13 protein-coding genes and 3 pseudogenes are annotated in these 26,044 nt (G+C 74.4%); 10 read left to right on the forward strand and 6 right to left on the reverse strand.

Annotated features, from left to right (window positions below):
* Positions 1–212: 212 nt before the first annotated feature.
* On the reverse strand, positions 213–4,040 hold the full coding sequence (locus tag QMQ26_RS25330) for a beta-N-acetylglucosaminidase domain-containing protein (protein WP_282202793.1): 3,828 nt from the start codon (positions 4,038–4,040) through the stop codon (positions 213–215).
* Between the two features lie 378 nt (positions 4,041–4,418).
* Here QMQ26_RS25330 and malQ point away from each other — a divergent pair.
* The 4 genes and pseudogenes from malQ (at position 4,419) to QMQ26_RS25350 (ending at position 9,134) form a co-directional block, all read left to right on the forward strand.
* A pseudogene (gene malQ, locus QMQ26_RS25335) lies at positions 4,419–6,571 on the forward strand (4-alpha-glucanotransferase).
* 21 nt (positions 6,572–6,592) lie between these two features.
* Positions 6,593–6,814 (forward strand): hypothetical protein, encoded by a 222-nt coding sequence (locus QMQ26_RS25340; RefSeq protein WP_100840302.1) that lies wholly within the window; start codon positions 6,593–6,595, stop codon positions 6,812–6,814.
* 174 nt (positions 6,815–6,988) lie between these two features.
* The gene (locus tag QMQ26_RS25345; protein WP_282202794.1) at positions 6,989–7,693 is read left to right on the forward strand and encodes a response regulator transcription factor; all 705 of its coding nucleotides are present in this window, start codon (positions 6,989–6,991) and stop codon (positions 7,691–7,693) included.
* Positions 7,690–9,134 (forward strand): annotated as a pseudogene (locus QMQ26_RS25350) (sensor histidine kinase). The gene QMQ26_RS25345 and the pseudogene QMQ26_RS25350 overlap by 4 nt, the downstream one beginning before the upstream one ends.
* A 74-nt stretch (positions 9,135–9,208) precedes the next feature.
* Here the strand turns inward: QMQ26_RS25350 and pepN are convergent.
* Positions 9,209–11,773 (reverse strand): aminopeptidase N, encoded by a 2,565-nt coding sequence (gene pepN, locus QMQ26_RS25355; protein ID WP_282202795.1) that lies wholly within the window; start codon positions 11,771–11,773, stop codon positions 9,209–9,211.
* Positions 11,774–11,936: 163 nt separating this feature from the next.
* Here pepN and QMQ26_RS25360 point away from each other — a divergent pair, with 163 nt between their 5' ends.
* The 6 genes from QMQ26_RS25360 (at position 11,937) to QMQ26_RS25385 (ending at position 20,383) form a co-directional block, all read left to right on the forward strand.
* Complete coding sequence (locus tag QMQ26_RS25360; protein ID WP_100840296.1) at positions 11,937–13,106, forward strand: ROK family transcriptional regulator; 1,170 nt, start codon at positions 11,937–11,939, stop codon at positions 13,104–13,106.
* Between the two features lie 192 nt (positions 13,107–13,298).
* Positions 13,299–14,393 (forward strand): sugar ABC transporter substrate-binding protein, encoded by a 1,095-nt coding sequence (locus QMQ26_RS25365; RefSeq protein WP_282202796.1) that lies wholly within the window; start codon positions 13,299–13,301, stop codon positions 14,391–14,393.
* Between the two features lie 153 nt (positions 14,394–14,546).
* Positions 14,547–15,335, forward strand: coding sequence for an ATP-binding cassette domain-containing protein (locus QMQ26_RS25370; protein ID WP_100840294.1), 789 nt, complete (start codon positions 14,547–14,549; stop codon positions 15,333–15,335).
* Complete coding sequence (locus QMQ26_RS25375; RefSeq protein ID WP_100840293.1) at positions 15,332–16,591, forward strand: sugar ABC transporter permease; 1,260 nt, start codon at positions 15,332–15,334, stop codon at positions 16,589–16,591. Before QMQ26_RS25370 ends, QMQ26_RS25375 begins: the two co-directional genes overlap by 4 nt.
* A gap of 204 nt (positions 16,592–16,795) precedes the next feature.
* A complete protein-coding gene (gene dxs / locus QMQ26_RS25380; protein WP_199847230.1) occupies positions 16,796–18,697 on the forward strand; it encodes a 1-deoxy-D-xylulose-5-phosphate synthase in 1,902 nt (633 codons plus the stop codon).
* Positions 18,698–18,865: 168 nt separating this feature from the next.
* The gene (locus QMQ26_RS25385) at positions 18,866–20,383 is read left to right on the forward strand and encodes a glycosyltransferase family 39 protein (protein WP_100840291.1); all 1,518 of its coding nucleotides are present in this window, start codon (positions 18,866–18,868) and stop codon (positions 20,381–20,383) included.
* 69 nt (positions 20,384–20,452) lie between these two features.
* On the opposite strand, the gene QMQ26_RS25390 is transcribed toward QMQ26_RS25385, so the two are convergent.
* The 4 genes and pseudogenes from QMQ26_RS25390 to QMQ26_RS25405 all read right to left on the reverse strand — a co-directional run bounded on the left by QMQ26_RS25390 (position 20,453) and on the right by QMQ26_RS25405 (position 25,902).
* On the reverse strand, positions 20,453–21,037 hold the full coding sequence (locus QMQ26_RS25390) for an alpha/beta hydrolase (RefSeq protein ID WP_100840290.1): 585 nt from the start codon (positions 21,035–21,037) through the stop codon (positions 20,453–20,455).
* A gap of 107 nt (positions 21,038–21,144) precedes the next feature.
* Positions 21,145–23,271, reverse strand: coding sequence for a 3-hydroxyacyl-CoA dehydrogenase NAD-binding domain-containing protein (locus QMQ26_RS25395; RefSeq protein ID WP_282202797.1), 2,127 nt, complete (start codon positions 23,269–23,271; stop codon positions 21,145–21,147).
* Between the two features lie 2 nt (positions 23,272–23,273).
* Entirely contained in the window at positions 23,274–24,491 is a 1,218-nt protein-coding gene (locus QMQ26_RS25400; RefSeq protein WP_100840288.1) for a thiolase family protein, read from the reverse strand.
* A gap of 173 nt (positions 24,492–24,664) precedes the next feature.
* Positions 24,665–25,902 (reverse strand): annotated as a pseudogene (locus QMQ26_RS25405) (HRDC domain-containing protein).
* Positions 25,903–26,044 lie beyond the last annotated feature (142 nt).

Genomic DNA, 26,044 nt, shown 5'->3' on the forward strand with positions numbered 1-26,044 from the left:
ACGCCTCATGGGCCGCCGGCGCCCCCGCGACGGGAGCGTCGGCGGCCCGCCGCGTGCCACGGCACCCGCCCGCCGCGCCGCTCCACGGCACCCGTCCGCCGCGCCGCTCCACGGCACCCGCCCGCCGTGCGCCTCCACGGCGCCCGCCCGCCGTGCCGCGCTACGGCGCCCGCCCGCCGTGCCGCGCTACGGCGCCCGCCCGCCGTGCCGCGCTACGGCGCCTGCACGCCGTACAGCTCCACCCCGGACAGCGCGTACCCGTAGCGGGTGGCCCGGCCCACGCCCTGCACCCGCAGGTAGCGCGCGCCCGGCGCGTCGAAGCGGACCGTCTCGGTGCCGCCCTGCCCGTTGCCCACCTCCGCGACGGTGGTCCACACCACGCCGTCGGCCGAGGTCTCCAGCCGGTACGCGGAGGCGTACGCCGCGCCCCAGTGCAGCACCGCCGAACCCAGCCGGACCGGCTGCGGCAGCCGCAGCTGCACCCAGGCGCCGTCCTCGGCGGGGGAGCTCCAGGAGGTCCCCGGGTCGCCGTCGGCGACCGCCGCCGCCGGGGTCTTCGCGCTGTCGTCGCCCGAGGAGGAGGCCGTCGCCGACCGCGCCAGGTCCGGCCCGCCGGTCGGCGGGACGACGTGCACCAGCAGCTCCTGGCGGACGGTCAGCGTGCCCGCGGTGAACACCACCGGCACCCGGTAGCTGCCCGACGGGGTGTCCGCGGCGGCGGTGACCAGCAGCGGCGCGCCCACCCGGCCGCCGCGCGGCACCGTCACCGCCGGGGCCGGGGCCACCGTGAGGCCCTTGGCCACGGCCGGGACCTCGGCGGTCAGGGTGCCGGTCAGCGGGTCCGGCCGACCGGACTCCACGGTGGCCCGGGCCCGGGCCGGGGCGGCGGCGCCCGCCACCACGTCCAGGGCCGGCTCGGCCAGCGTCAGCCGGGCCGCCGGCGCGTCCGCCCACCACGGGATCACCTGGTTGACCACCGGGGCCTCGCCGCCCGGCTGCCACACCAGCCGCAGCGCCTCCACCGGCCCGCCGTCGGCCTTCAGCTCGTTGTAGCCGGGCCGCACCGGGCCCAGGTCCGCCCAGCTGCCGTCCGGGCGGCGCACCTGCGCGGTCGCCTCGGCCCGCACCGTCGGGTCGGTCAGCACGGTCAGCCGGTCCAGCGGCCGGGCCGAGCCCAGCTCCACCGTCAGCGGGGCGTCGCCCGCGGCGGGCGGCGCGGCCGCCCGGAACGCCGAGTCCGGGTCGCCGGAGAGCACCGCCTGCGGCGAGGAGCCCGGCGCGGCCGGCGGGCCGGACACCGAGGCGTCCACCGCGTCCGGCGCGGCGGTGGTGAACTCCCGCACCGCCACGGCGGTCTGCTGCCCGGCGGTGGCCCGCAGCCGGACCGCTCTGGCGACCGCGCCCGGCGGGGCGGTCGCGCTGACCGTCCGCTGCCCGTGCACGGTGGCCAGCCGCTGCCAGCCGCCCGAGCCGCTCCAGTACTCCAGCACCCCGTCGCGCAGGTAGTCGTCCGCCGCCGGGGCCGCGTCCGGGTCGTCGCCCCAGGAGCCCATCAGCACCGTCACCGAGCCCAGCGGCTTCGGGGTGCCCAGGTCCAGGCCGAAGCTGTCGCCGACCTGCGGCGGCGCGGACGACCAGTAGAAGGTCTGCCCGGAGCCGTCCGCCATCAGCGCCGGGCCGTGGTCGTGCGCGGTGCCCAGGGTGGTGGTCGGCGACGCCCCCGCGGTGATGCCCGACCAGGTGTCCGCGGACTTCGCCGCCCGGTCCAGGAACGCGTCCAGCACGCCCTTGCCGACCGTCACCGGGTTCTGCTCCAGCACCCCGCGCTGCCGGCCCAGCTCCAGCCGGGCCTGCCAGGCCGCCGCGCCGTCGCCGCCGTGCTGCGCCAGCAGCATGTCCACCGCCGCCCGGCCCGCCGCGCCGTACGCCGACAGCCGGGCCAGCCACGGCGCCGCGTCCGCCGCCAGCGGGTCGCCCGCCAGGGTCCGCGGCGCGTCCGCCATCACGGTGAACGCCTCGCGCAGCGGCTGCGCCGCCTGCTGGAGCTGCGCCGGGTCGGCCGGCGCGCCCGAGGCGGGCTCGGCCGCCGCCCAGAACCGCTCCACCAGCGGCGCCAGGTACGCCGACTCCTGGCCGCCCAGCGGCGAGGAGGCGCTGTTGCCGGCCAGCGCCGCCGCCGCGGCCCGCTGCGCCGGACCGGCCGTCAGCAGCCGCAGCGCCCCGGCCAGCGAGCGGTCGGGGCGGTAGCCGTCCGGCTGCCAGCCGAAGTCGGCGGCGGTCGCCAGCGGGATGCGGGAGGCCACCGGCTGGCTCATCGCGGAGGTCAGCAGCACCGCCGAGCGCCGCGCCACCTCGGGGTCGCGCCCGTCGTAGCCGCCCAGGAACAGCCGGTCCGGCGCCGAGTCGTTCACCGGGTAGTTGTCCATCGTCACCAGCCGGCGCCCGAACAGCCCGGCGGTGGCCCCGATCTGCTCGCCCGTCACCTGCTTCGGGATCGCCGACCCGCCGCTCCAGGCCACCTGCACCGCGCCCGGCAGCCCGGCCGCCAGCGCCGCCCGGTACGGGGTCGAACCCTGCTTCAGGTACTCGGTCGGCACCACCGACAGCGGCGCCAGCTCCCGGTGCCCGGCCACCAGCCGCTCCTGCACCGCCGCGATCAGGCCGCTCTGCGCCTTGGCGGCGGCCACCGGCCCGGTGCCGAACTTCCGCCGGTCCGCGCCGCAGTGCCACTCGTCGTAGGACACGTTCAGGAAGTCCAGCTGGAAGGCCCGCACGCCCAGCCGCCGCAGCCCGTCGAGCTTGGCGACCAGCGCGTCGACGTCCTTGCCGGAGGAGAAGCAGAACGACTGCCCCGGGGCGACCGAGTACGCCACCGTCACGTGCGCGGCCCGCGCCCGGGCGGTCAACTCGGCCAGCTCGGCGGCCTGTTCGGCCGGGTACGGCTCCCGCCAGCGCTGCGTCCGGTACGGGTCGCCGCCCGGCGCGTACAGGAAGTAGTTCTGCTTGGTGCGGCCCAGGAAGTCCACCACCGCCAGCCGCTGCGCGGCGCTCCACGGCGCCCCGTAGAACGACTCCGCGGTGCCGCGCGCCGCCGCGCCGGTCGGCCAGTCCCGCACCAGCACGCCCGGGAAGCCCCTGTCGCCCTCGCCGCCCTGCCCCTGGCCCGGGGCGACCGGGGAGAGCAGCTGGGCCAGGCTCTGCGCCGCGTAGTAGGTGCCCGCGCCGTCGATGCCCGCCAGCACCACCGCGCCGTACGAGCCGCCCGGGGCCGCCAGCCGGCCGGACGCCAGCAGGTAGCCGCCCGAGGGCAGGCCGGTCAGCTGCGGCACCTCGGTGTCCTTCAGCCCGTTCGCCACCGCGAGCTGCCGCAGCACCCGGTCGGTCGTCCCGCCCGCGCCCTCGTACGGGCCGCCCACGTACACCACCAGCGTGCCGGGGGCGGGCTGCTCCGGGGCCTCCGGCACGCTCAGCACCTCGGTCGCGCCGGCCCGGGCCAGCAGCGCGCGCACCGCGTCCACCGCCGGGCCGTCCGCGGCGTCCGCCAGCACCAGCAGCACCTGCCGGGGCACCGCCACCGGGCCGCCGCCGGCGTGCAGCTCCTGCGGGCGCGGGAACACCTGGGGGTCGGTCAGCGAGCCCAGCGGCAGCGGGGCCTCCGCGACCGGCGCGGCCGGCTCGGCGACGTCCGGCGCGGCGGTGCCCGGACCGGTCCGCGGGCCCGCCTCGGCGGCGAAGCCCGGCGCCGGGAGCAGCAGCCCGCCGACCACCGCGGCCGCCGAGAGCGTCGCCGCGATCCGCAGCGTGCTGCCCCGTCGGCCGGTGCGGCGCTCGGCCCGCACCGAGGCCAGCAGCGGTGCGGTGCCCTTGACGTCCGCGATGAACCGGTCCGCGGCCCGCGGTGCCAGCTGGCGGGCGGTCCGCGCCGCCGTCCGGCGGGCCGCCAGCGCCGCCGGGTGGTAGAGCACCTCGCGCAGCGCCGCGCTCTGTTCCAACCGCTGCCGCAGCCGCCGTCCGGCCGCCACCGAAACCCGCGCCTGCACCGGAGCCTCCTCGCCCGAAACGCCCAGCTCACCGGCCCCCCGCCGCCCCGGCCCCAGCCCCCGCTGCCGTCCGGCCCGCCCACCCCACCAGCTCCCCGCGTCCCTGTCAACGCCCCTGGCGGCTATGTCCGTTATCGACCGTTATCGGCGGGGTGTCCGGCGCCGGACGGGACCGGACGGCACCGGGACGGCGGCGGGACGACGGCGGGCGGGAGGCGGGGTCGGCGGCGGATCGGCGACGGATCGGCAACCGCGCGCGGGGACGTTCACCCGACCGGTGCGGCGCGCGGGGCCGTGTCGGTCGGGGTCGCCGGGCGGCGGCGCGGGTAGGACTGTGGCTGTCGACGATTCGGGAGCCCCGAGGACGGAGTGCGCTGGGTGGCCGCATACCTTGACCGCGAGCAGGCGGGATCCGAGCAGGTACCGGCGGCGGACAACCCGCCCGCCCCACCGGAGTTGACGGCGCTCGCGCACGCCCACGGGGTGGACACCAGCTACGACGCCGGCTCCGGCCCGGTGCAGGTCGGCGCGCGGACGCTGACCGCCGTGCTGGCCGCGCTCGGGTCGACGCCGGGACGCCGGAGCTGGCCGCCGCGGCCCTGGAGCGGCACCGCGCGCAGCGCGCCGCCCGGCTGCTGCCGCCCACCGTGGTCGCCTGGCAGGGCCGCCGCACCGCGCTCGACCTGCCGGCCGGAGCGGAGGTCCGGATCGAGCTCGAACAGGGCGGCGAGATCCGGGAGTCGGCCGGCGGCCACCCGCACCCGCTGCCCGCGGGCCTGCCGCCCGGCCGCCACCTGCTGACCGTCCGGGCGGACGGGCGCACCGCCCGGGCCGCCCTGCTGGCCGCCCCGCCGCGGATTCCCGAACCCACCGGGCGCAGCTGGGGCTTCCTGGCCCAGCTCTACTCGGTGCTGAGCGAACAGTCCTGGGGCATGGGCGACTTGGCCGACCTGGCCGAACTCGCCCGGTGGGCGGGCGCCGAACTCGGCGCGGGCTTCCTGCAGATCAACCCGCTGCACGCGGGCATGCCCGGCGCCCCCTCCGACCCGTCCCCCTACCGCCCCTCCTCGCGCCGCTTCGCCGACCCGGTGCACCTGCGGATCGAGGCGGTCCCCGAGTACACCCGGCACGAGGAGGCCCCCGACCTGGCCCGCCGGGCCCGGCTGCTGCGCGAGGAGGTGCTGGAGCACGACGCCCTGATCGACCGCGACGCGGTGTGGTCGCTCAAGCGCCGGGCCCTGGAGCTGCTGCACACCGTGCCGCGCGGCGTCGGCCGGGAGGCCGCGTACCGGGCGTTCGTCCGGCGCGAGGGCGAGTGGCTGGAGCGCTACGCGCTCTGGAACGCGCTGGCCGAGGTGCACGGCGCCGGCTGGCACGCCTGGCCCAAGGGCCTGCGCCACCCCGCCAACCCGCAGGTGGCCGCCGCCCGGGCCGAGTTGAAGGACCGGGTGGAGTTCCACCGCTGGCTGGCCTGGCTGGTCGACGAGCAGCTGCACGCCGCCCAGCGCGCCGCGACCGACGCGGGCATGCCGCTCGGCCTGATCCACGACCTCGCGGTCGGCGTCCACCCCGACGGCGCCGACGCCTGGGCGCTCCAGGACGTGCTGGCCACCGGGATCTCCACCGGCGCCCCGCCGGACGCCTTCAACGCCCACGGCCAGGACTGGGGCCTGCCGCCCTGGCGGCCCGACGCGCTGGCCGAGGCGGGGTACGCCCCGTTCGCCGAACTCATCCGGGCCTCCGCCCGGCACGCCGGGGCGATCCGGATCGACCACGTGATGGGCCTGTTCCGGCTCTGGTGGGTCCCCGAGGGGGCCCGCCCCACCGAGGGGACCTACGTCCGCTACGACGCGGAGGCGATGCTCGCCGTCCTCGCCCTGGAGGCGCACCGGGCCGGGACGGCCGTCATCGGCGAGGACCTCGGCACCGTCGAGCCCGGCGTGCGCGAACGGCTCGCCGAGCACGGTGTGCTGGGCACCTCGGTGCTCTGGTTCGAACGCGACTGGCGGGCCGGTGGCGCGGTGCTGCCCCCCGAGCGCTGGCGCCCCGGCTGCCTGGCCACCCTCACCACCCACGACCTGCCCTCCACCGCCGCCCGGCTCAGCGGCGAACACGTCGAACTCCGCCACCACCTGGGCCTGCTGGCCCGCCCGCTGGCCGAGGAGCAGGAGGCGGCCGCCGCCGAACTCGCCGACTGGCAGCGCGAACTGGTCCGGATCGGGCTGCTCGCCGAGGGGGAGCCGCCCACCCCCGAGGCGCTCTACGCCTACCTGCTGGCCACCCCCGCCAAGCTGGTCGGCGTCTGGCTCCCCGACACCGTCGGCGACCCCCGCCCGCAGAACCTCCCCGGCACCTGGGACCAGTACCCCAACTGGCGCCTGCCGGTCGCCGACGGCACCGGCACCCCCCGCACCCTGGACGACCTGGCCGCCGCCCCCGGCACCGCCGGCATCGCCGCCACCCTCGCCCCGCTGGCCCCGGCGCCGGCGGGACACGCCGACAGGCGCACCCCGCCGGGCGGAGCGGCGTAGGAGGCCGGTACCTTGGGAAACGTGGACAAGAGGAACGCAATGCGCGCCGGTGCGGTCACCGCGGCGGCCACGCTGATGATGCTGATGTCGTCGCCCGCCATGGCCTACGTGCGTGACGACGGTGACGACCCGGGCAAGGGCCTGAGCGTGGGTCAGACCCTGGGCCTGTTCGTCGCCCTCCCGATCGTCGCCTTCGCGGTGATCGCGGGCCTCTGCCTGATCCCGGGCAGCAAGAAGAAGTAACCCGGGCCCGTACCCCGACGACGGCGACCGCCGGACCCCGACCAGCCTCGGCGATCCGGCGGTCGCCGTCGTACGTCCGCGCGGCGACGGCAGCGGTGGTGGCGGTGGCGGTGGCGGACCGGTGTGCGGTCGGACCATCCCACCGCCGGTGGCCCCGGACGGCAGAATGGCCGCATGCAGTACGCGGACACCCCCTGGCGGGTCCTGGTGGTCGACGACGAGCCCGACCTGGTCGAGGTCCTCTGCGGCGCACTGCGCTACGAGGGCTGGCAGGCCCGCGGCGTCACCGGCGGCCTGGACGCCGTCGCCGCCGCCGACGACTGGCACCCGCACGCCATCGTGCTCGACGTGACGCTCCCCGACTTCGACGGGCTCGAAGTGCTGCGCCGGGTCCACACCGCCGACCCCGAGGTGCGCGTCCTGTTCCTCACCGCCCGCGACGCCGTCGAGGACCGGATCGCCGGGATCAGCGCGGGCGGCGACGACTACGTCACCAAACCGTTCAGCCTGGAGGAGGTCGTGGTCCGCCTGCGCGGCCTGCTCCGCCGCACCGCGCCCCCGGGCCCGGCCGCCCCCGGCACCCTCGCCGTCGGCGACCTGCGGCTCGACCCCGCCACCCGGGAGGTCAGCCGCGGCGGCGAACCCGTCGACCTCAGCCCCACCGAGTTCGCCCTGCTGCGCCACCTGATGGAGCACCCCCGTCAGGTGCTCAGCAAGGCCCGCATCCTGGACGCCGTCTGGTCCTACGACTTCGGCGGCCAGGCCCACGTGGTCGAGCTGTACATCAGCTACCTGCGCCGCAAGATCGACGCCGGCCGCCCGCCGATGATCCACACCGTCCGCGGCGCCGGGTACGTGTTACGCGCGGCCACCGGATGAGGCGCCCCGCCCCGCGCCCGCACACCCTGCGGGCCCGCCTGGTGGCCGGCGTGCTCGCCCTGCTCGCCCTGATCTGCGCGGGCATCGGCGTCGTCACCTGCGAGGCGATCCGGCACTTCCTGGTCGACCGCCTCGACCGGCAGCTCTCCGCGGCCGGCGGCCGCTACGCCGCCGGCCTCGACGACCCCGGCCACGACATCTGCGCCCAGTCGCCCGGCACCTTCGGCGCCCGGCTGGTCGACGGCGGCGTCACCCGCGCCGCGGTGGTCGGCGGCGTCCCGCCCGGCGGCGACGTCCCCGTCCCGTTCGCCCCGGACGGCGCCGACGCCGCCGTCCCGCTCGACGCCGCCGACCTGGCCGACCTGCGCGACCTGCCCGCCGACGGCCGCCCCCGCGACCTCACCCTCTCCGCGCTCGGCCGCTACCGGGTGGCGGCCGTCCCCGGCGACGACCGCGACACCCTGGTCACCGGCCTGCCGCTGCACCCCGTCGACGAGACGGTGCAGCGCCTGCTGCTGATCGAACTGGTCGTCTTCACCGCCGCGTTGACCGCCGCCGCCACCGGCGGCACCCTCGCCGTCCGGCTCGCCCTGCGCCCCCTCGACCGGGTCGTCGCCACCGCCGAACGGGTCTCCGCCCTCCCGCTCGCCAACGGCGCCGTCGACCTCGGCGAGCGCGTCCCCGACGACGACCCCCGCACCGAGGTCGGCCGGGTCGGCACCGCGCTCAACCGGATGCTCGGCCACGTCGCCGACGCGCTGACCCGCCGCCAGAACGTCGAGGAGCGCCTGCGCGCCTTCGCCGCCGACGCCAGCCACGAACTGCGCAACCCCGTAGCCACCGTCCGCGGCCACGCCGAACTCGCCCTCCGGCACCCCGGCCCCGTCCCCGAACCCGTCCGGCACTCGCTGGAGCGGATCAGCGCCGAGTCCCGCCGGATGGGCACCATCGTCGAGGACCTGCTGCTGCTCGCCCGCCTGGACGCCGGCCGCCCGCTGGCCGTCCAGGACACCGACCTCACCCGGATCGCCCTCGACTGCACCGCCGACGCCCGGGCCGCCGCCCCCGGCCACCGCTGGCTGCTCGAACTCCCCGCCGAACCCGTCACCGTCCCCGGCGACCCGCACCGCCTCGCCCAGGTCGTCACCAACCTGCTGGCCAACGCCCGCACCCACACCCCCGACGGCACCACCGTCACCCTGCGCCTCGACCCGGCCGGCCGCCTCACCGTCACCGACGACGGCCCCGGCATCCCGCCGACCTCGCCCCGCACGTCTTCGACCGCTTCACCCGCGGCGACCGCGCCCGCTCCCGCCGCACCGGCTCCACCGGCCTCGGCCTCGCCATCGTCCGGGCCGTCGTCCAGGCCCACCACGGCACCGTCACCCTCGCCAGCGCCCCGGGCCGGACCACCGTCACCGTGACGCTCGGAGAGCGCTGAACGGCCGGGGGCCGGAGGCGACGCGTCGCCTCCGGCCCCCGGCCGTCCCGTCCGTGCGGACCCCGCGTCAGCGGTCAGCGGTCGGCGGCCTGCGCCTTCAGCGCCCGCTCCACGCCCGCCCGGGCCTCGACGACCTGGCGGCGCAGGGCCGGGGACGGGTCCGCGGCGGCGAGCCAGGCGTCGGTGGCGTCGAGGGTGGCCTGCGAGACCGCGTAGGAGGGGTAGAGCCCGCCGATGATCTGCTGCGAGATCTCGTGGCTGCGGGTCTCCCAGACCTGCTTGACCGAGGCGAAGTACTTCTCGGTGTAGGCGGCCAGCAGCTCCCGCTGGTCGGCCTGCTGGAAGCCGGCGATGACGGCCTCCTGGACGTAGTTGGTCAGGGTGTCGGAGTCGACCACCGACGCCCACGCCTCGGCCTTGGCCCCGGCGGTGGGCCGGGCCGCCCGGCAGGTCGCGGCGTGCTCCTGCCCGGAGGAGGTGTTGTCGCTGGCGAGTTCGGCGTCGATCGCCGCCTCGTCCGCGCGCCCGGTGGCGACCAGGCGGGTGAGCAGGCTCCAGCGCAGCTCGGTGTCGACGGCCAGGCCCTCGATCTCGACCGAGCCGTCCAGCAGCCCGGCCAGCAGCGCCAGCTGCCCGTCGGTGCGGGCGGCGCCGGCCAGCGTGCGGGCCCAGGCGAGCTGGTGGTCGCTGCCGGCGGGGGCCGCGCGCAGGGAGCTCTCCGCGGCGGCGGCCCAGCGCTCCAGGCCGCTCTCGCGCCAGGCGGGGTCGGCGTACAGCTCCAGGGCGAGCTTGACCTGGCGCTGGACGGACTGCACCACGCCGATGTCGCTCTCGCGCGGCAGGCCGGAGAGGGCCAGCGAGAGGTAGTCGCGGGTGGCGAGTTCGCCGTCGCGGGTCATGTCCCAGGCGGAGGCCCAGCACAGCGCGCGCGGCAGCGAGTCGGCGAAGTCGCCGAGGTGCTCGGTGACGACGGCCAGCGAGTCGGCGTCGAGCCGGACCTTCGCGTAGGAGAGGTCGTCGTCGTTGAGCAGCAGCACGGCGGGCCGGGCCCGGCCGGCCAGCTGCGGGACCTCGGTGCGCCCGCCGTCGACGTCGAGCTCGATCCGGTCGGTGCGCACCAGCTTGCCGTCGGTGAGCTCGTACAGGCCGACGGCGATCCGGTGCGGGCGCAGCACGGCCTCGCCGCGGGCGCCGGCGGGGAGGGCGGGGGCCTCCTGGAGGACGGCGAAGGACTCGATGGTGCCGTCCGCGGCGACGGTCAGCTCGGGGCGCAGCACGTTGATGCCGGCGGTCTCCAGCCAGGCCCTGGACCAGGTCCGCAGGTCGCGGCCGCTGGCCTCCTCCAGGGCGCCGAGCAGGTCGGCGAGCCGGGTGTTGCCCCAGGCGTGGCGCTTGAAGTAGGCGCGCACGCCCTGGAAGAAGGCGTCCTGGCCGACGTAGGCGACCAGCTGCTTGAGCACCGAGGCGCCCTTGGCGTAGGTGATGCCGTCGAAGTTGACCTGGACGTCCTCCAGGTCGTTGATCTCCGCCATGATCGGGTGGGTGGAGGGCAGTTGGTCCTGCCGGTAGGCCCAGGTCTTCATCTGGTTGGCGAAGGTGGTCCAGGAGTGCGGCCACTTCGAGCCGGGGGCCTCGGCCTGGCAGACGACCTCGGCGAAGGTGGCGAAGGACTCGTTCAGCCACAGGTCGTTCCACCACTCCATGGTGACGAGGTCGCCGAACCACATGTGGGCGAGCTCGTGCAGGATGGTCGCGGCGCGGGCCTCGTAGGAGGCGTCGGTGACCTTGGAGCGGAAGACGTACTGGTCGCGGAAGGTGACGGCGCCCGCGTTCTCCATCGCGCCGGCGTTGAACTCCGGGACGAACAGCTGGTCGTACTTGGCGAACGGGTAGGGGAAGTCGAACTTCTCCTGGAAGTAGTCGAAGCCCTGCCGGGTGACGGCGAAGATCGCGTCGGCGTCCAGGTGCTCGCGCAGCGACGGGCGGCAGTACACGCCGAACGGCACGTGCTGGGCGCCGTTGTCGTAGCTGTCGAAGACGCCGACGTAGGGGCCGGCGATCAGCGCGGTGATGTAGGTGGACATCCGGGGGGTGGGCTCGAAGGTCCACACCCGGGTGTCGCCGTCGCCGGCGGGCTCGGGGGTGGGGGAGTTGGAGACCACGACCCAGCCGGCCGGGGCGGTGACGGTGAAGGCGAAGGTGGCCTTCAGGTCGGGCTGCTCGAAGCTGGCGAAGACGCGGCGGGCGTCCGGGACCTCGAACTGGGTGTAGAGGTAGGTCTCGCCGTCGGCGGGGTCGACGAAGCGGTGCAGGCCCTCACCGGTGTTGGTGTAGGCGCAGTCGGCGACCACCCGCAGCTCGTTCTCCGCGGCCAGGCCGGGCAGCGCGACGCGGCTGTCGGCGAAGTTCTCCAGCGGCAGGGCGCGGCCGTTGAGGACGATCTCCGTCACGGCGGGGGCGACCAGGTCGATGAAGGTGGAGGCGCCGGGTTCGGCGGCCTTGAACCGGACCACGGTGGTGGACCGGAAGGTGCCGCCCTCGCGCGCGGAGCTCAGGTCGAGCTCGATCTCGTACGCGTCCACGGCCAGGAGTGCGGCCCGGGTGCGGGCCTCCTCACGGGTCAAGTTGGTGCCAGGCACTCGCAGGACTCCTTCGTCAGGGCTCGGGTTACCGGGAATCCTCCCATGCGCGTAACGATCCGTGTTCGTGCTTGACTCCCCCTCCGAGCAGTACCGGAGCATAGAGTTCAGAAGTTGAAGCTGAACTTCTCAGGAACAGCAAGTGCGCCCTGGAGGGTGGAACATGTCGACGGACACACCGGGATCGCAGTCCTCGCTGCACCGGGCCAATCTCGAACGGGTGCTGCGGGCTGTGCGGATGGCCGGATCGCTGACCCAGGCGGAGATCGCCCGGGGCACGGGGCTGTCGGCCGCGACGGTGTCCAACATCGTCCGCGAACTGAAGGAGTCCGGCACCGTGGTGGTGGCCGACACCTCCTCGGGCGGGCGGCGGGCGCGCAGCGTTTCGCTGAGCGGGGACGCGGGGATCGTGGTGGGCGTGGACTTCGGGCACACCCACCTGCGGGTGGCGGTCGGCAACCTGGCGCACCGGGTGCTCGCCGAGGAGAGCGAGCCGCTGGACGTGGACGTCTCCGCGCAGCAGGGCTTCGACCGCGCCGAGCGGATGGTGGAGCGGCTGCTGAGCCAGGCCGGCTTCCCGGCGGACAAGGTGATCGGGGTGGGCCTGGGCGTGCCGGGCCCGATCGACGTGGAGACCGGGGCGCTCGGCTCGACCGCGATCCTGCCGGGCTGGACGGGCGTGATGCCGGGCCAGGAGCTGTCCGGGCGGCTGGGCATGCCGGTGCACGTGGACAACGACGCCAACCTGGGCGCGCTGGGCGAGCTGGTGTGGGGCGCCGGGCGGGGCCTGGGCGACCTGGCGTACATCAAGGTGGCCAGCGGCGTGGGCTCCGGCCTGGTGATCAACAGCCAGATCTACCGGGGCCCGGGGGGCACCGCGGGCGAGATCGGGCACATCACGCTGGACGAGGCGGGGCCGGTGTGCCGCTGCGGCAACCGGGGCTGCCTGGAGACCTTCGTGGGCTCCCGCTACCTGCTCAACCTCTTGAACGCCAACCACCCCGGCGAGCTGACCCTGGGCAGGGTGGTGCAGCTGGCCCAGCAGGGCGACCTGGGCTGCCGCCGGGTGATCGCCGACGCGGGCCGGCAGATCGGGATGGGCGTGGCGACCCTGTGCAACCTGCTCAATCCGCGCCGGGTGATCCTCGGCGGCGATCTCGCCGAGGCCGGTGAACTGGTGCTTTCCCCGATCCGGGACTCGGTGGCACGGTACGCGATCCCCAGTGCCGCCCGGCAGCTGTCGGTGGTCCCGGGGACGCTCGGTGGCCGGGCCGAGGTGCTCGGCGCGCTCGCCCTGGTGATGAGCGAGATGGGCGAGAGCGGGGTGCTCTGACCGGGACCGGCCGTCGGCCGCAGGGGGGTCCGGGGGCTCGCTCGGTATCGGGTGAGCCTTCAGGAAGATAACGAAAAGGTTTGGATCCCGGGCCTTGCGGCTTTACTTATTGACGATAAGCTTCGTCACGGGGTTGACTCCTGCCCACCTCGCCGCAACATTCGCGGCTCTGTCAGGGAGGCTCCCCCCACCATGAACGCAATGATGCGTCGCGTCGCCGTCGGCACTGTCGCTGTCTCGATGGCTCTGACCATGGCCGCCTGTGGCAAGGCCGGTGACGACAAGAAGGACAGCGCCGCCTCGGGCAACAACAAGTCGATCGGCCTGCTGCTCCCGGAGAACGCGTCCTCCACCCGGTACGAGTCCTTCGACAAGCCGTTCATCGAGGCCAAGGTCAAGGAACTCTGCGCCGACTGCAAGGTCGAGTACAACAACGCCGAGGGCTCCGCGGCCAAGCAGAAGCAGCAGTTCGACACCCTGATCGCCCAGGGCGTCAAGGTCATCATCCTGGACGCGTTCGACGCCAAGTCCACCCAGGCGTGGGTCACCGAGGCGGCCGGCAAGGGCGTCAAGGTCATCGCGTACGACCGCCTGGCCACCGGCCCGGTCTCCGCCTACGTCTCCTTCGACAACGAGAAGGTCGGCGAGCTCCAGGGCCAGGCCCTGGTCGACGCGCTGGGCGACAAGGCCGCCGACGCCAACATCGTGATGATCAACGGTGACGACGCCGACCCGAACGCCGGCAAGTTCAAGTCCGGCGCCCACAAGGTGCTCGACGGCAAGGTCAAGAAGGTCGTCTACGAGCAGAGCGGTGAGTGGAAGCCCACCGTCGCGGGCCAGAAGGTCGGCGCCGCCATCACCCAGCTCGGCAAGGACGGCTTCCAGGCCGTCTACTCCGCCAACGACGGCATGGCCGCCGCGATCATCACCCAGCTGCAGTCCCAGGGCATCAACGTCCCGGTCGGCGGCCAGGACGCGGGCCTCGACGCGATCCAGCGGATCGTCGCGGGCACCCAGTCCTACACCATCTACAAGGCGTACAAGCCGCTGGCCGACTCGGCCGCCCAGCTCGCCGTCAACCTGCTGCAGGGCAAGGACATCAAGTCCGTCGCCACCTCGACCATCGACAGCGACACCGACAAGGGCATCCCGGCCCAGCTGCTCGACCCGAAGGTCGTCACCAAGGCGAACATCAAGGACACCGTGATCGCCGACGGCCTGTACAAGGTCGCCGACATCTGCACCGCGGACTTCGCCGCCGCCTGCACCGCGGCCGGCCTGCAGTAACACCCGCCGGGCGGGGGCTCCCTGACCATCCGGGAGCCCCCGCCCGCGCCGCTCCACCCCTCAGCACCACAGCACAGCACTACCCCGTTTGCCCGGCCCGGCACGCGGGACGGCCGTGCCGGAAACGTCAGGTCCGGCACGGGACTCAAGGAGTTGGTTCACGTGACAGGCGCACCCGTACTGGCGTTGCGCGGGGTCTCCAAGCGCTTCGGTGCCGTCCAGGCACTCACCGACGTGCATCTGGAGGTCCACGCGGGCGAGGTCGTCGCCCTGGTCGGCGACAACGGTGCCGGTAAGTCCACCCTGGTCAAGACCATCGCGGGCGTCCACCCGATCGACGAGGGCGTCATCGAGTGGGAGGGCAAGGCGGTCGCCATCAACCGCCCGCAGGACGCCCAGCAGCTCGGCGTCGCCACCGTCTACCAGGACCTCGCGCTCTGCGACAACCTCGACGTGGTCGGCAACCTCTTCCTCGGCCGCGAGATCAAGCGCTTCGGCACCCTGGACGAGGTCGCGATGGAGAAGCGCGCGCGCGAGCTCCTCGACACCCTGTCGATCCGCATCCCCAGCGTCCGCATCCCGATCGCCTCGCTCTCCGGCGGTCAGCGCCAGGTGGTCGCGATCGCCCGCGCCCTGGTCGGCGACCCCAAGATCGTCATCCTGGACGAGCCCACCGCGGCCCTCGGCGTCGAGCAGACCGCCCAGGTCCTGGACCTGGTCGAGCGGCTCCGCCAGCGCGGCCTCGGCGTGATCCTGATCAGCCACAACATGGCCGACGTGAAGGCCGTCGCGGACACCGTCGCGGTGCTCCGCCTGGGCCGCAACAACGGCAGCTTCGAGGTGGCCAGCACCTCGCACGAGGAGATCATCTCCGCCATCACCGGCGCCACCGACAACGCGGTGACACGTCGTCAGGCCCGAATCGCGGAGGAATCCAAGTGAGCACCGAAACCCCCACCACGCCCCCCGTCTCCCCCGCGGTGGACCCGCGCCTGCTGGTCCGCAAGGAGGGGCTGGCCGGCTACTTCGACGAGTTCGTCCGCAAGATCCGCAGCGGCGAGCTCGGCTCGCTGCCGGTGGTCATCGGCCTGATCGTGATCGCCGCGATCTTCCAGGTCAAGACCGGCACCTTCCTCAACGCCGACAACCTCACCAACATCACCAAGTGGATCGCGGGCCCCGGCCTGATCGCGGTCGGCGTGGTGTTCGTGCTGCTGCTCGGCGAGATCGACCTCTCGCTCGGCTCGGTGGCCGGCGCCACCGCCGCCATCACCTCGGTGCTCTCGGTGCGCCAGGGCCTGAACGAGTGGCTCGCCATCGTGCTGGCGATCGCCGCCGCGATAGCCATCGGCGCCCTGCACGGCTACTTCTTCGCCAAGATCGGCGTCCCCGCGTTCGTGGTCACCCTGGCCGGCATGCTGGCCTGGAACGGCCTGCAGATGCTCGTGCTGGGCAACCTCGGCACCGTCAACAACCCGATCGACGGCGTGGTCGCCAACCTGGACACCTACTTCCTGGGCGACGGCGACGTCATCTGGGCCTGGCTGTTCGCGATCGTCACCATCGTGCTGTTCGCCGCCGGCCAGCTGCTCGACTCCCGCCGCCGCGCCGCCGCCAACCTGCCGGCCCGCCCGATCAGCGAGATCGCGCTGCGCACCGGCGTGATCGGCGTCGTGGTGCTGGTCGCCGCCTACATGCTCAACCAGGACCGCGGCCTGCCGCTGCCGCTGGTGATCTTCGTCGGCATCGTCGCGCTCGGCGACTTCGTGCTGCGCCGCACCGCCTACGGCCGCCAGATCTTCGCGGTCGGCGGCGGCATCGAGGCGGCCCGCCGCGCGGGCATCAACGTCGCCTGGGTCCGGATCTCGGTCTTCATGATCTCGGCCGGCCTGGCCGGCCTCGGCGGCCTGTTCATCGCCTCCCAGCAGGGCTCCGCGGACAAGGCGCTGGGCAGCGGCAACGTGCTGATGAGCGCCATCGCCGCCGCCGTCATCGGCGGCACCAGCCTCTTCGGCGGCCGCGGCAAGACCTGGTCGGCGCTGCTCGGCATCCTGGTCATCCAGTCCATCACCACCGGTCTGGACATGATCCACGCCCAGCAGGCCATCCAGTACATGATCACCGGCGCGGTGCTGCTCGCCGCGGTGGTCCTGGACTCGGTCTCCCGCCGCACCCAGAAGTCCCACGGCCGCGGCTGACCCCCCGGCCCCACCACCCGGACCGCGCGACCGGCGCCCCATACCAGGGGCCGGTCGCGCGGTCCGGCGCGTTCGGCCCGGGGCCACCCGAAGAGCTGGTCGGGTCGCCCGCCGCACTACGCGCCGGTAATGGACATTAGACTCGAGCGGGGCGTACGCCCTCCGGGCCCATGCGGGCGCGAGAACTTGGACGAGGAGGAACGGGTGGCCCTGCTGACCCGCATTCGGGGACCGCGCGATCTCGATCGACTCACGCCCGCGCAGCTGACGGCGCTCGCCGAGGAGATCCGCGCCTTCCTGGTGGAGGAGGTCTCCAAGACCGGCGGCCACCTCGGCCCCAACCTCGGCGTGGTCGAGCTGACGCTCGCGATGCACCGGGTCTTCGACTCCCCGCGCGACCGCATCCTCTTCGACACCGGCCACCAGAGCTACGTCCACAAGCTGCTGACCGGCCGCCAGGACTTCTCCCGGCTCAAGATGAAGGGCGGCCTGTCCGGCTACCCCTCGCGGGCCGAGTCCGAGCACGACGTGATCGAGAACTCGCACGCCTCCACCGTCCTCGGCTACGCCGACGGCCTGGCCAAGGCCAACAAGATCCAGGGCCACAAGGACCGCCCCGTGGTCGCCGTGATCGGCGACGGCGCGCTCACCGGCGGCATGGCCTGGGAGGCGCTCAACAACATCGCCGACAGCCGGGACCTGCCGGTCGTCATCGTCGTCAACGACAACGAGCGGTCCTACTCGCCGACCATCGGCGGCCTCGCCAACCACCTCTCCACGCTGCGCACCACCCGGGGCTACGAGCGCTTCCTGTCCTGGGGCAAGGACGCGCTGCAGCGCACCCCCGTGGTCGGCCAGGCGATGTTCGAGACCCTGCACGGCGCCAAGAAGGGCCTCAAGGACTTCATCGCCCCGCAGGGCATGTTCGAGGACCTCGGCCTCAAGTACATCGGCCCGATCGACGGCCACGACCTGCAGGCCCTGGAGTCCGCCTTCACCAAGGCGCGCGGCTTCGGCGGCCCGGTCATCGTGCACTGCATCACCGAGAAGGGCCGCGGCTACCACGCCGCCGAGAACAACGACGAGGACCGCTTCCACGCGGTCGGCGTGATCCACCCCGACACCGGCCTGCCGGTGAAGACCGCCGGCAAGGACTGGACGTCCGTGTTCGGCGAGGAGATGGTCGCGCTCGGCCGCGAGCGCCGCGACATCGTGGCGATCACCGCCGCGATGCTGCACCCCGTCGGCCTGGCCCCGTTCGCCAAGGCGTACCCCGACCGGATCTTCGACGTCGGCATCGCCGAGCAGCACGCCGCGGTCTGCGCCGCCGGCCTGGCCACCAACGGCCTGCACCCGGTCGTCGCGGTCTACGCGACCTTCCTGAACCGGGCCTTCGACCAGGTGCTGATGGACGTCGCGCTGCACCGGCTGGGCGTCACCTTCGTGCTCGACCGGGCCGGCGTCACCGGCACCGACGGCGCCTCGCACAACGGCATGTGGGACATGTCGATCCTCCAGGTCGTCCCCGGCCTGCGGCTGGCCGCCCCGCGCGACGCCGAGCAGGTCCGGCTCCAGCTGCGCGAGGCCGTCGAGGTCACCGACGCCCCCACCGTGGTCCGCTACTCCAAGGGCAGCGTCGGCCCGTCGGTGCCCGCCGTCGGCCAGGTCGGCGGCATGGACGTGCTCCGGCGCCACGAGGGCGGCACCGCGGACGAGGCCGCCGACGTGCTGATCGTCTCGGTCGGCGCGATGGCCCCGGTCTGCCTGGAGGCCGCCGAGCTGCTCGCCGCCCGCGGCGTCACCAGCACCGTGGTCGACCCGCGCTGGGTCAAGCCGGTGGACGCCGCGCTGCCCGGCCTGGCCGCCCAGCACCGCCTGGTGGTCACCGTCGAGGACAACGGCCGGGCCGGCGGCGTCGGCTCGGCGATCGCCCAGGCGCTGCGCGACGCCGACGTGGACGTCCCGCTGCGCGACTTCGGCATCCCGCAGCAGTTCCTCGACCACGCCTCGCGCGCCGAGATCATGGCGGAGATCGGGCTGACCGCCCCGGCGATCGCCGAGAAGATCGCGGCCCTGGTCGACGCCCGCTCCTTCGCCCGGAGCTGACCGCCCCGCCCGGGGCCGGCCGCCCCGCCGGGGCCGCCCGCAACCTCCGTGGACGCACCGCCCGGGAGCCGCAGCGCCGGCCCCCGGCGGTGCGGCTATTGTCGGACCGTCACACTCATTCCTGGACCGGCACTCCTCCGCCCGTTCGCGCCCGGTAGGTTGTCACCCGTGCCCCACACCGCCACGAGCCGTCCCCGCGCCCTCGCCGACCGCCTCCACGGGCACGTCCGGGCCGGGTACTGGACCAGACTGGTCCCGCTGCTCGCGGCCCTGGCCACCGTCACCCACCTGCCCTCCTTCCTCCGCCCCGTGTGGAGCCCCGACGAGGGCTACCTCGCCACCCAGGCCCGGATGCTCGCCGACGGCGGCGTCCTCTACGACACCGTCGTCGACCGCAAGCCCCCGCTGCTGCCCTGGCTGTACGAAGCCTGCTTCGCGCTCTTCGGCTCCGTCTCGCTCTGGCCGCTGCGCCTGCTGGCGATCGGCGCCCACCTCGCCACCGCCGTCCTGCTCGCCTCCACCGCCCGCGGCCGCTGGGGCGACCGGGCCGGCCGCTACGCGGGCATCCTCTACCTGCTGGTCTCCATCGGGCTCTCCCCGGAGGACACCCAGGCCGCCACCTTCGAAGTCTTCATGCTGCCCGCCATGGTGCTCGCCTTCCGCTACGCGGAGCGCCGCCGCTGGCTGGCCGCCGGCATCGCCGTCGCGCTCTGCTCGCTCACCAAGCAGACCGGCGGCGCCGTCATGCTCCCCGTGCTCTGGATGCTGCTCCAGGACACCCGCCGCCGCGGCGTCCCCTGGCCGCCGGCCCTCGCCAAGATCGGCTTCGGCTTCGCCCTGCCGATAGCGCTGGTCGCCGCCATCCTCACCAAGCCCAAGGGCTTCCTGTTCTGGGTCGTCACCGGCTCCGGCGACTACGCCGTGCTCGGCTCCAACTGGCCCCAGATGATCGGCCGCGCCCTGGGCAACTCCGCGATCCTGCTGAGCGCCGGACTCGCCTTCCTGCTGCCCTACGCCCACCGCCTGTGGCTGCGCCGCCGGCGCCGCCCGGTCCCCGCCCGCGGCCCCGAGCGCGGCTCCACCGCCGACCTCTGGGTCTGGCTGCTCTCCTCCGTCGTCGCGGTCTCGGTCGGCTTCCACTTCTTCGGCCACTACTACCTCCAGCTGATGCCCCCGCTGGTCCTGCTCGGCGTCGGCGCGGTCGCCACCTCCGCCGTCCCCTGGCGCCCCGTGGTCGCCTACTGCACCCTGGCCAGCACCGTCTTCTGGGGCCTCGCCGTCTTCTGGCCCGGCCAGCGCCTCACCCAGACCACCGAGGTCGCCACCGCCGTCGCCGCCCAGACCACCCCCAAGGACACCGTCCTGGTCTGGGGCATGCACCCCGAGCTCTACTGGCTCGCCGACCGCCGCCCCGCCAGCCGCTACCTCACCGCCGGCTTCCTCACCAACTTCAGCGGCGGCAAGGGCGGCGAGAAGGTCGGCGAGGAGTACTCCGTCTCCGACGCCTGGCAGACCTTCGACCACGAGATCTCCGCCAACGGCCTCCCCGAGGTCTTCGTCGACGACTCCGGCACCGCCCCCTACCAGCCCGACAAGGTCCCCCGGATCGCCAGCCTGCTCGACACCTACTACGAGGTCGTCGGCGTCACCGGCGACACGGTGATCTACCGCCTCAAGAAGAGGTAGCGGCCCCCGCCGACGGGCTCCGCCGGAGGCCCGGAGGCCCGGCTGCTCCGGGCGGACGGCGGAGCCCGCTCAGCCGGTCCACCCAGTCAGCGCGGCGATCAGCGGTTCCGGCCGGAAGGCCGGGTGCGGCGGCTCCGGGCAGCCGGGCAGCTCCACCGCGCCGGGGACCAGGGCCAGCAGCGCGTCCGCCGTGCGGCGCCGGTGGACGGGGTTCTCCGGGGCCGCGGGCAGGACCGCCACCGGCAGCCGCAGCCCGGCCAGTTCCGCGTCGGTGACACCGCGCAGCACCCCGCCGGCCAGCAGCCCGGCCGCCTCCGGCACGGCCGCCCGGATCAGTGCGTCCAGCCGTTCGTCGCCCGCCGTGGCCGGCCAGGCCAGGACCAGGGACCGGACCCGTCCGGGGGCCGCCAGGGCCAGCCGGAGGGCCGCCGAGCAGCCGTTGGAGCCCGCGACCAGGACGACCGGCGGCCCGTCCGGCAGCGCCGCCGCCAGGTGCTCCGCCTCGGCCGCCCAGCTCCCGGCCCGCATCGCCCGGTCGGGCGCGAGCACGTCGGCCCCCGCCGCCCGCAGCCCCGCCGTCACCCCGGGCCGGTCCCAGAACACCGCAGCGTCCACCGGCTCGTCCCACAGCCCGCCGTGCACCAGCACGAGCACGCCCGCACCCCCTCGTCGCGTGAAAGAGCGGCAGCGTAGCAACGCCGCCGGGCGGCACCCCGTCCCGAAGGAGGGGTGCCGCCCGGCGGCGTGGTGTCGAGGCTGCGTCAGGCGGGGACCGAAGCCAGGCCCGGGGCCAGGAACTTCTTGCCGTTGACGCGCTCGGAGACGCCCTCGCGGTCGAGGTACGGGGTGATGCCGCCGAGGTGGAACGGCCAGCCGGCGCCGGTGATCATACAGAGGTCGATGTCCTGGGCCTCGCCGACCACGCCCTCGTCCAGCATCAGGCCGATCTCCTGGGCGACGGCCTCCAGCGCGCGGGCGCGCACCTGCTCCTCGGTGAGGACGGTGTCGCCGAAGGAGAGCAGCGCCAGCACCTCGGGGTCGAGGACCTGCGCGCCGTCCTGCCAGACGTAGAAGCCGCGCTTGCCGGCCTCGACCACCTTGCCGAGGTTCGCCGAGACGGAGAACCGGTCCGGGAACGCGCCGTGCAGGGTCTCGGAGACGTGCAGGGCGATCGCGGGGCCGACCAGTTCGAGCAGGGCGATCGGGGACATCGGCAGGCCGAGCGGCTTCACCGCGGCCTCGACGGTCTCGAACGGGGTGCCCTCGTCGATGATGTTCTGGATCTCGCCCATGAAGCGGGTCAGGATGCGGTTGACCACGAACGCCGGGGCGTCCTTGGTGAGCACCGCGGTCTTCTTCAGCTTCCGGGCGACCCCGAACGCGGTGGCCAGCGAGGCGTCGTCGGTCCGCTCGGCCCGGACGATCTCCAGCAGCGGGAGGATCGCGACCGGGTTGAAGAAGTGGAAGCCGACCACGCGCTCCGGGTGCTGGAGCTTGGAGGCCATCTCGGTGACCGAGAGCGAGGAGGTGTTGGTGGCCAGCACGGTGGTCGGCGAGACCACCGCCTCCAGCTCCGCGAACACCTTCTGCTTGACGCCCATCTCCTCGAACACGGCCTCGATCACGAAGTCCGCGTCGCCGAACGCGACGGCCTTGTCGAGGTGGCCGGAGACCAGGCCCTTGAGCTTGTTGGCCTTGTCCTTGCCGATCCGGCCCTTCTCCAGCAGCTTGTCGACCTCGGCGTGGACGTAGCCCACGCCCTTGTCGATCCGCGCCTGGTCGATGTCGGTGAGCACCACCGGCACCTCCAGCCGGCGCGCGAACAGCAGCGCCAGCTGGGAGGCCATCAGGCCGGCGCCGACCACGCCGACCTTGGTGACCGGGCGGGCCAGCGACTTGTCCGGCGCGCCGAACGGCCGCTTGGCGCGGCGCTGCACCAGGTTGAAGGCGTACAGCCCGGCGCGCAGCTCGCCGCTCATGATCAGGTCGGCGAGCGCGGCGTCCTCCGCGTCGAAGCCGGCCTGCAGGTCGCCGTCCTTGACCTGCTGGATGATGTCCAGCGCCTTGTACGCGGCCGGGGCGGCCCCGTGCACCTTGGCGTCGGCGACCCAGCGGCCCCACAGCACGGCGTCGTCCCACGCCTTGCCGCGGTCGAACTCCTCGCGCTCGACGACCACGTCGCCCTTGAGCACCTTGGCGGTCCACAGCAGCGACTGCTCCAGGAAGTCGGCCGGCTCGAAGATCGCGTCCGCGATGCCGAGCTCGAACACCTCCTTGCCCTTGAGCTGCTTGTTCTGCGCCATCGAGTTCTCGATGATGACCTTGACCGCCTTGGCGGGGCCGATCAGGTTCGGCAGCAGGGTGCAGCCGCCCCAGCCGGGCACCAGGCCGAGGAAGACCTCGGGCAGCGAGAACGCCGGGACGCCCGCGCTGACGGTCCGGTAGCCGCAGTGCAGGCCGACCTCGACGCCGCCGCCCATCGCCGCGCCGTTGTAGTAGGCGAAGGACGGGACGGGCAGCGCGGCGATCCGCTTGAAGACGTCGTGGCCGCCCTTGCCGATGGCCAGCGCGTCGGAGTGCTCGGTGAGGATCTCGACGCCCTTGAGGTCGGCGCCGACCGCGAAGATGAACGGCTTGCCGGTGATCGCGACCGCGACCACCTCGCCCGCGGCGGCCTCCGCCTCGACCTGGTCCAGCGCCGCGGAGAGCTTGGCCAGCGAGCCCGGGCCGAAGGTGGTCGGCTTGGTGTGGTCGAAGCCGTTGTCCAGGGTGATCAGGGCCAGCTTGCCGGCCTGCAGCGGCAGGTCCAGGTGGCGCACGTGCGCGGTGGTGACGACCTCGCCGGGGAACAGTTCGGCGGCGCGCTGCAGCAGTTCAGTGGTGCTCATGGTCACTTACCACCCTCGAAGTGGGGGTTCTCCCAGATGACGGTGCCGCCCATGCCGAAGCCGATGCACATGGTGGTGAGGCCGTAGCGGACGTCCGGACGCTGCTCGAAGCGGCGGGCCAGCTGGGTCATCAGGCGCACGCCCGAGGAGGCCAGCGGGTGGCCGAACGCGATCGCGCCGCCGTACGGGTTGACCCGCTCGTCGTCGTCCGCGATGCCGTAGTGGTCCAGGAAGGCCAGCACCTGCACGGCGAACGCCTCGTTGACCTCGAACGCGCCGATGTCCTCGATGGTCAGGCCGGCCTTGGCCAGCGCCTTCTCGGTCGCCGGGACGGGGCCGATGCCCATCACCTCGGGCTCGACGCCCGCGAAGGCGTAGCTCACCAGGCGCATCTTGACCGGCAGGCCCAGTTCGCGGGCCACGTCCTCGGCGGCCAGCAGCGAGGCGGTGGCGCCGTCGTTCAGGCCGGCCGCGTTGCCCGCGGTGATGTTGCCGTGCGGGCGGAACGGGGTCTTCAGGCCGGCCAGCGACTCCAGCGTGGTGCCCGGGCGCATCGGCTCGTCCACCGTGGCCAGGCCCCAACCGGTCTCGCCGATCTCGGGGTTGGTGTTGCGGATCGCGATCGGCACCAGGTCCGGCTGGATGTCGCCGTTGGCGTACGCCTTCGCGGCCTTCTCCTGCGAGCGCACCGCGTACGCGTCGCAGCGCTCCTTGGTGAGGTGCGGGAAGCGGTCGTGCAGGTTCTCCGCCGTCATGCCCATGAACAGGGCGGACTCGTCGACCAGCTTCTCCGAGACGAACCGCGGGTTCGGGTCCACGCCCTCGCCCATCGGGTGCCGCCCCATGTGCTCGACGCCGCCGGCCACCACGACGTCGTAGGCGCCGAAGGCGATGCCGCCCGCGGTGGTGGTGACGGCCGTCATCGCGCCGGCGCACATCCGGTCGATCGCGTAGCCCGGCACGGACTTCGGCAGGCCGGAGAGGAGCGCGGCGGTGCGGCCGATGGTCAGGCCCTGGTCACCGATCTGGGTGGTCGCGGCGACGGCGACCTCGTCGATCCGCTCGACGGGCAGGCTCGGGTTGCGGCGCACCAGTTCACGGATGCACTTGACGACCAGGTCGTCGGCGCGGGTCTCGTGGTAGATGCCCTTCGGGCCGGCCTTGCCGAACGGGGTGCGGACGCCGTCGACGAAGACGACGTCCCTCGCGGTACGAGGCACGGGGGCTCTCCTCCCAGGGGGACATGACGATGAGCGCGCCCAGGATCGGCGCTGCTGCGCCCACCAATCTACCCACGAGTAACAACGCCCGGCAAGGACCGTGAGGGCGGTCACGCCGCCCCGCCCCTCCCCGCCGCCGGTCCCCCGCCCCGGCGGGGGTCCGGGGACCGGCCTCAGCCCTCCGCCGCAGCCCGGAACGCCTGCGCCAGGGCCGGGGCGACCAGCTCGGTCTGCCAGGCGCGGGCACCCAGGGCGCGCAGCGCGTCGGCGACCGCGTCGGCGTCCGGCCGGGCCGGCGGCTCCCAGGAGACCCGGCGGACCAGGTCGGGGGTGATCAGGTTCTCCGCGGGCAGGTGGTGCTGCTCGGCCAGCGCGGTGACGGCGGCCCGGGCGCCGCTGAGCCGGGCTGCGGCGACCGGGTCCTTCTCGGCCCAGGCGCGCGGCGGCGGCGGCCCGTCGTGCGGGGCGGTCGCGGGCGGCAGCGCGGACTCCGGGATCTCGCGGGCGCGCTCGATCGCGGCCAGCCACTGCTCCAGCTGGCGGCGGTTGATCCGCGGCCCGAAGCCCTGGACGGCGATCAGCGCGGGCGCGTTGGCCGGCATGGCCAGCGCGGCGTTCACGATCGCGGCGTCGGCCAGCACCCGGCCGGGGGAGACGTCCCGCTCGCGGGCGATCCGGTCCCGGGTGAGCCACATCTCGCGGACGGCGGCCAGCTGCCGGCGGCGGCGGACCTTGTGCAGCTGGGAGGTGCGGCGCCACGGGTCGACCCGGGGGCCGGCGGGGGCGCGGCGGCCAGGGCGGCGAACTCCTGGTGGGCCCAGCCGAGTTTGCCCTGCTGCTCCAGCTCGGCCTCCAGCGCGTCCCGCAGGTCGACCAGCACCTCGACGTCCAGCGCCGCGTAGCGCAGCCAGGGTTCGGGCAGCGGGCGGGTGGACCAGTCGACCGCCGAGTGCTCCTTGGCCAGCGAGAGGCCCAGCACGTTCTCGGTCATCGGGCCCAGGCCGACCCGGGGGAACCCGGCGAGGCGGCCGGCCAGCTCGGTGTCGAACAGCAGGCCCGGGTGCATGCCCACCTCGAACAGGCAGGGCAGGTCCTGGGTGGCGGCGTGCACGACCCACTCGGTGTCGGCGAGCGCGGCGTTCAGGCCGGTCAGGTCGGGGCAGGCGATCGGATCGATCAGCGCGGTGCCCGCGCCCTCGCGGCGCAGCTGGATCAGGTAGGCGCGCTGGCCGTAGCGGTAGCCGGAGGCGCGCTCGGCGTCGACGGCCACCGGGCCGGTGCCGCGGCGGAAGCCCTCGACGACGGCGGCGAGGGCCGCTTCGTCCGCCACCACCGGTGGGAGTCCGTCCCTGGGCTCGAGGAGCGGTACCGGGGCGGTCTCTTCGGGGATGGAGGCTACGGCGTCGGTCACCCCCCAAGGGTACGTCGTGTGTCGCCGCCGGGAGTGTTGTCTGACTGGTCGGACCATGTTCTGACATATGCCAGCCGGGGAGGGCGGGCCGCCGCCGGGCCGCCCGGTCCCGGTGCGGCGGGGTGCCCGCCGGACGTTCGCG

It is taken from the genome of Kitasatospora fiedleri, assembly GCF_948472415.1.
Lineage (GTDB): Bacteria > Actinomycetota > Actinomycetes > Streptomycetales > Streptomycetaceae > Kitasatospora > Kitasatospora fiedleri.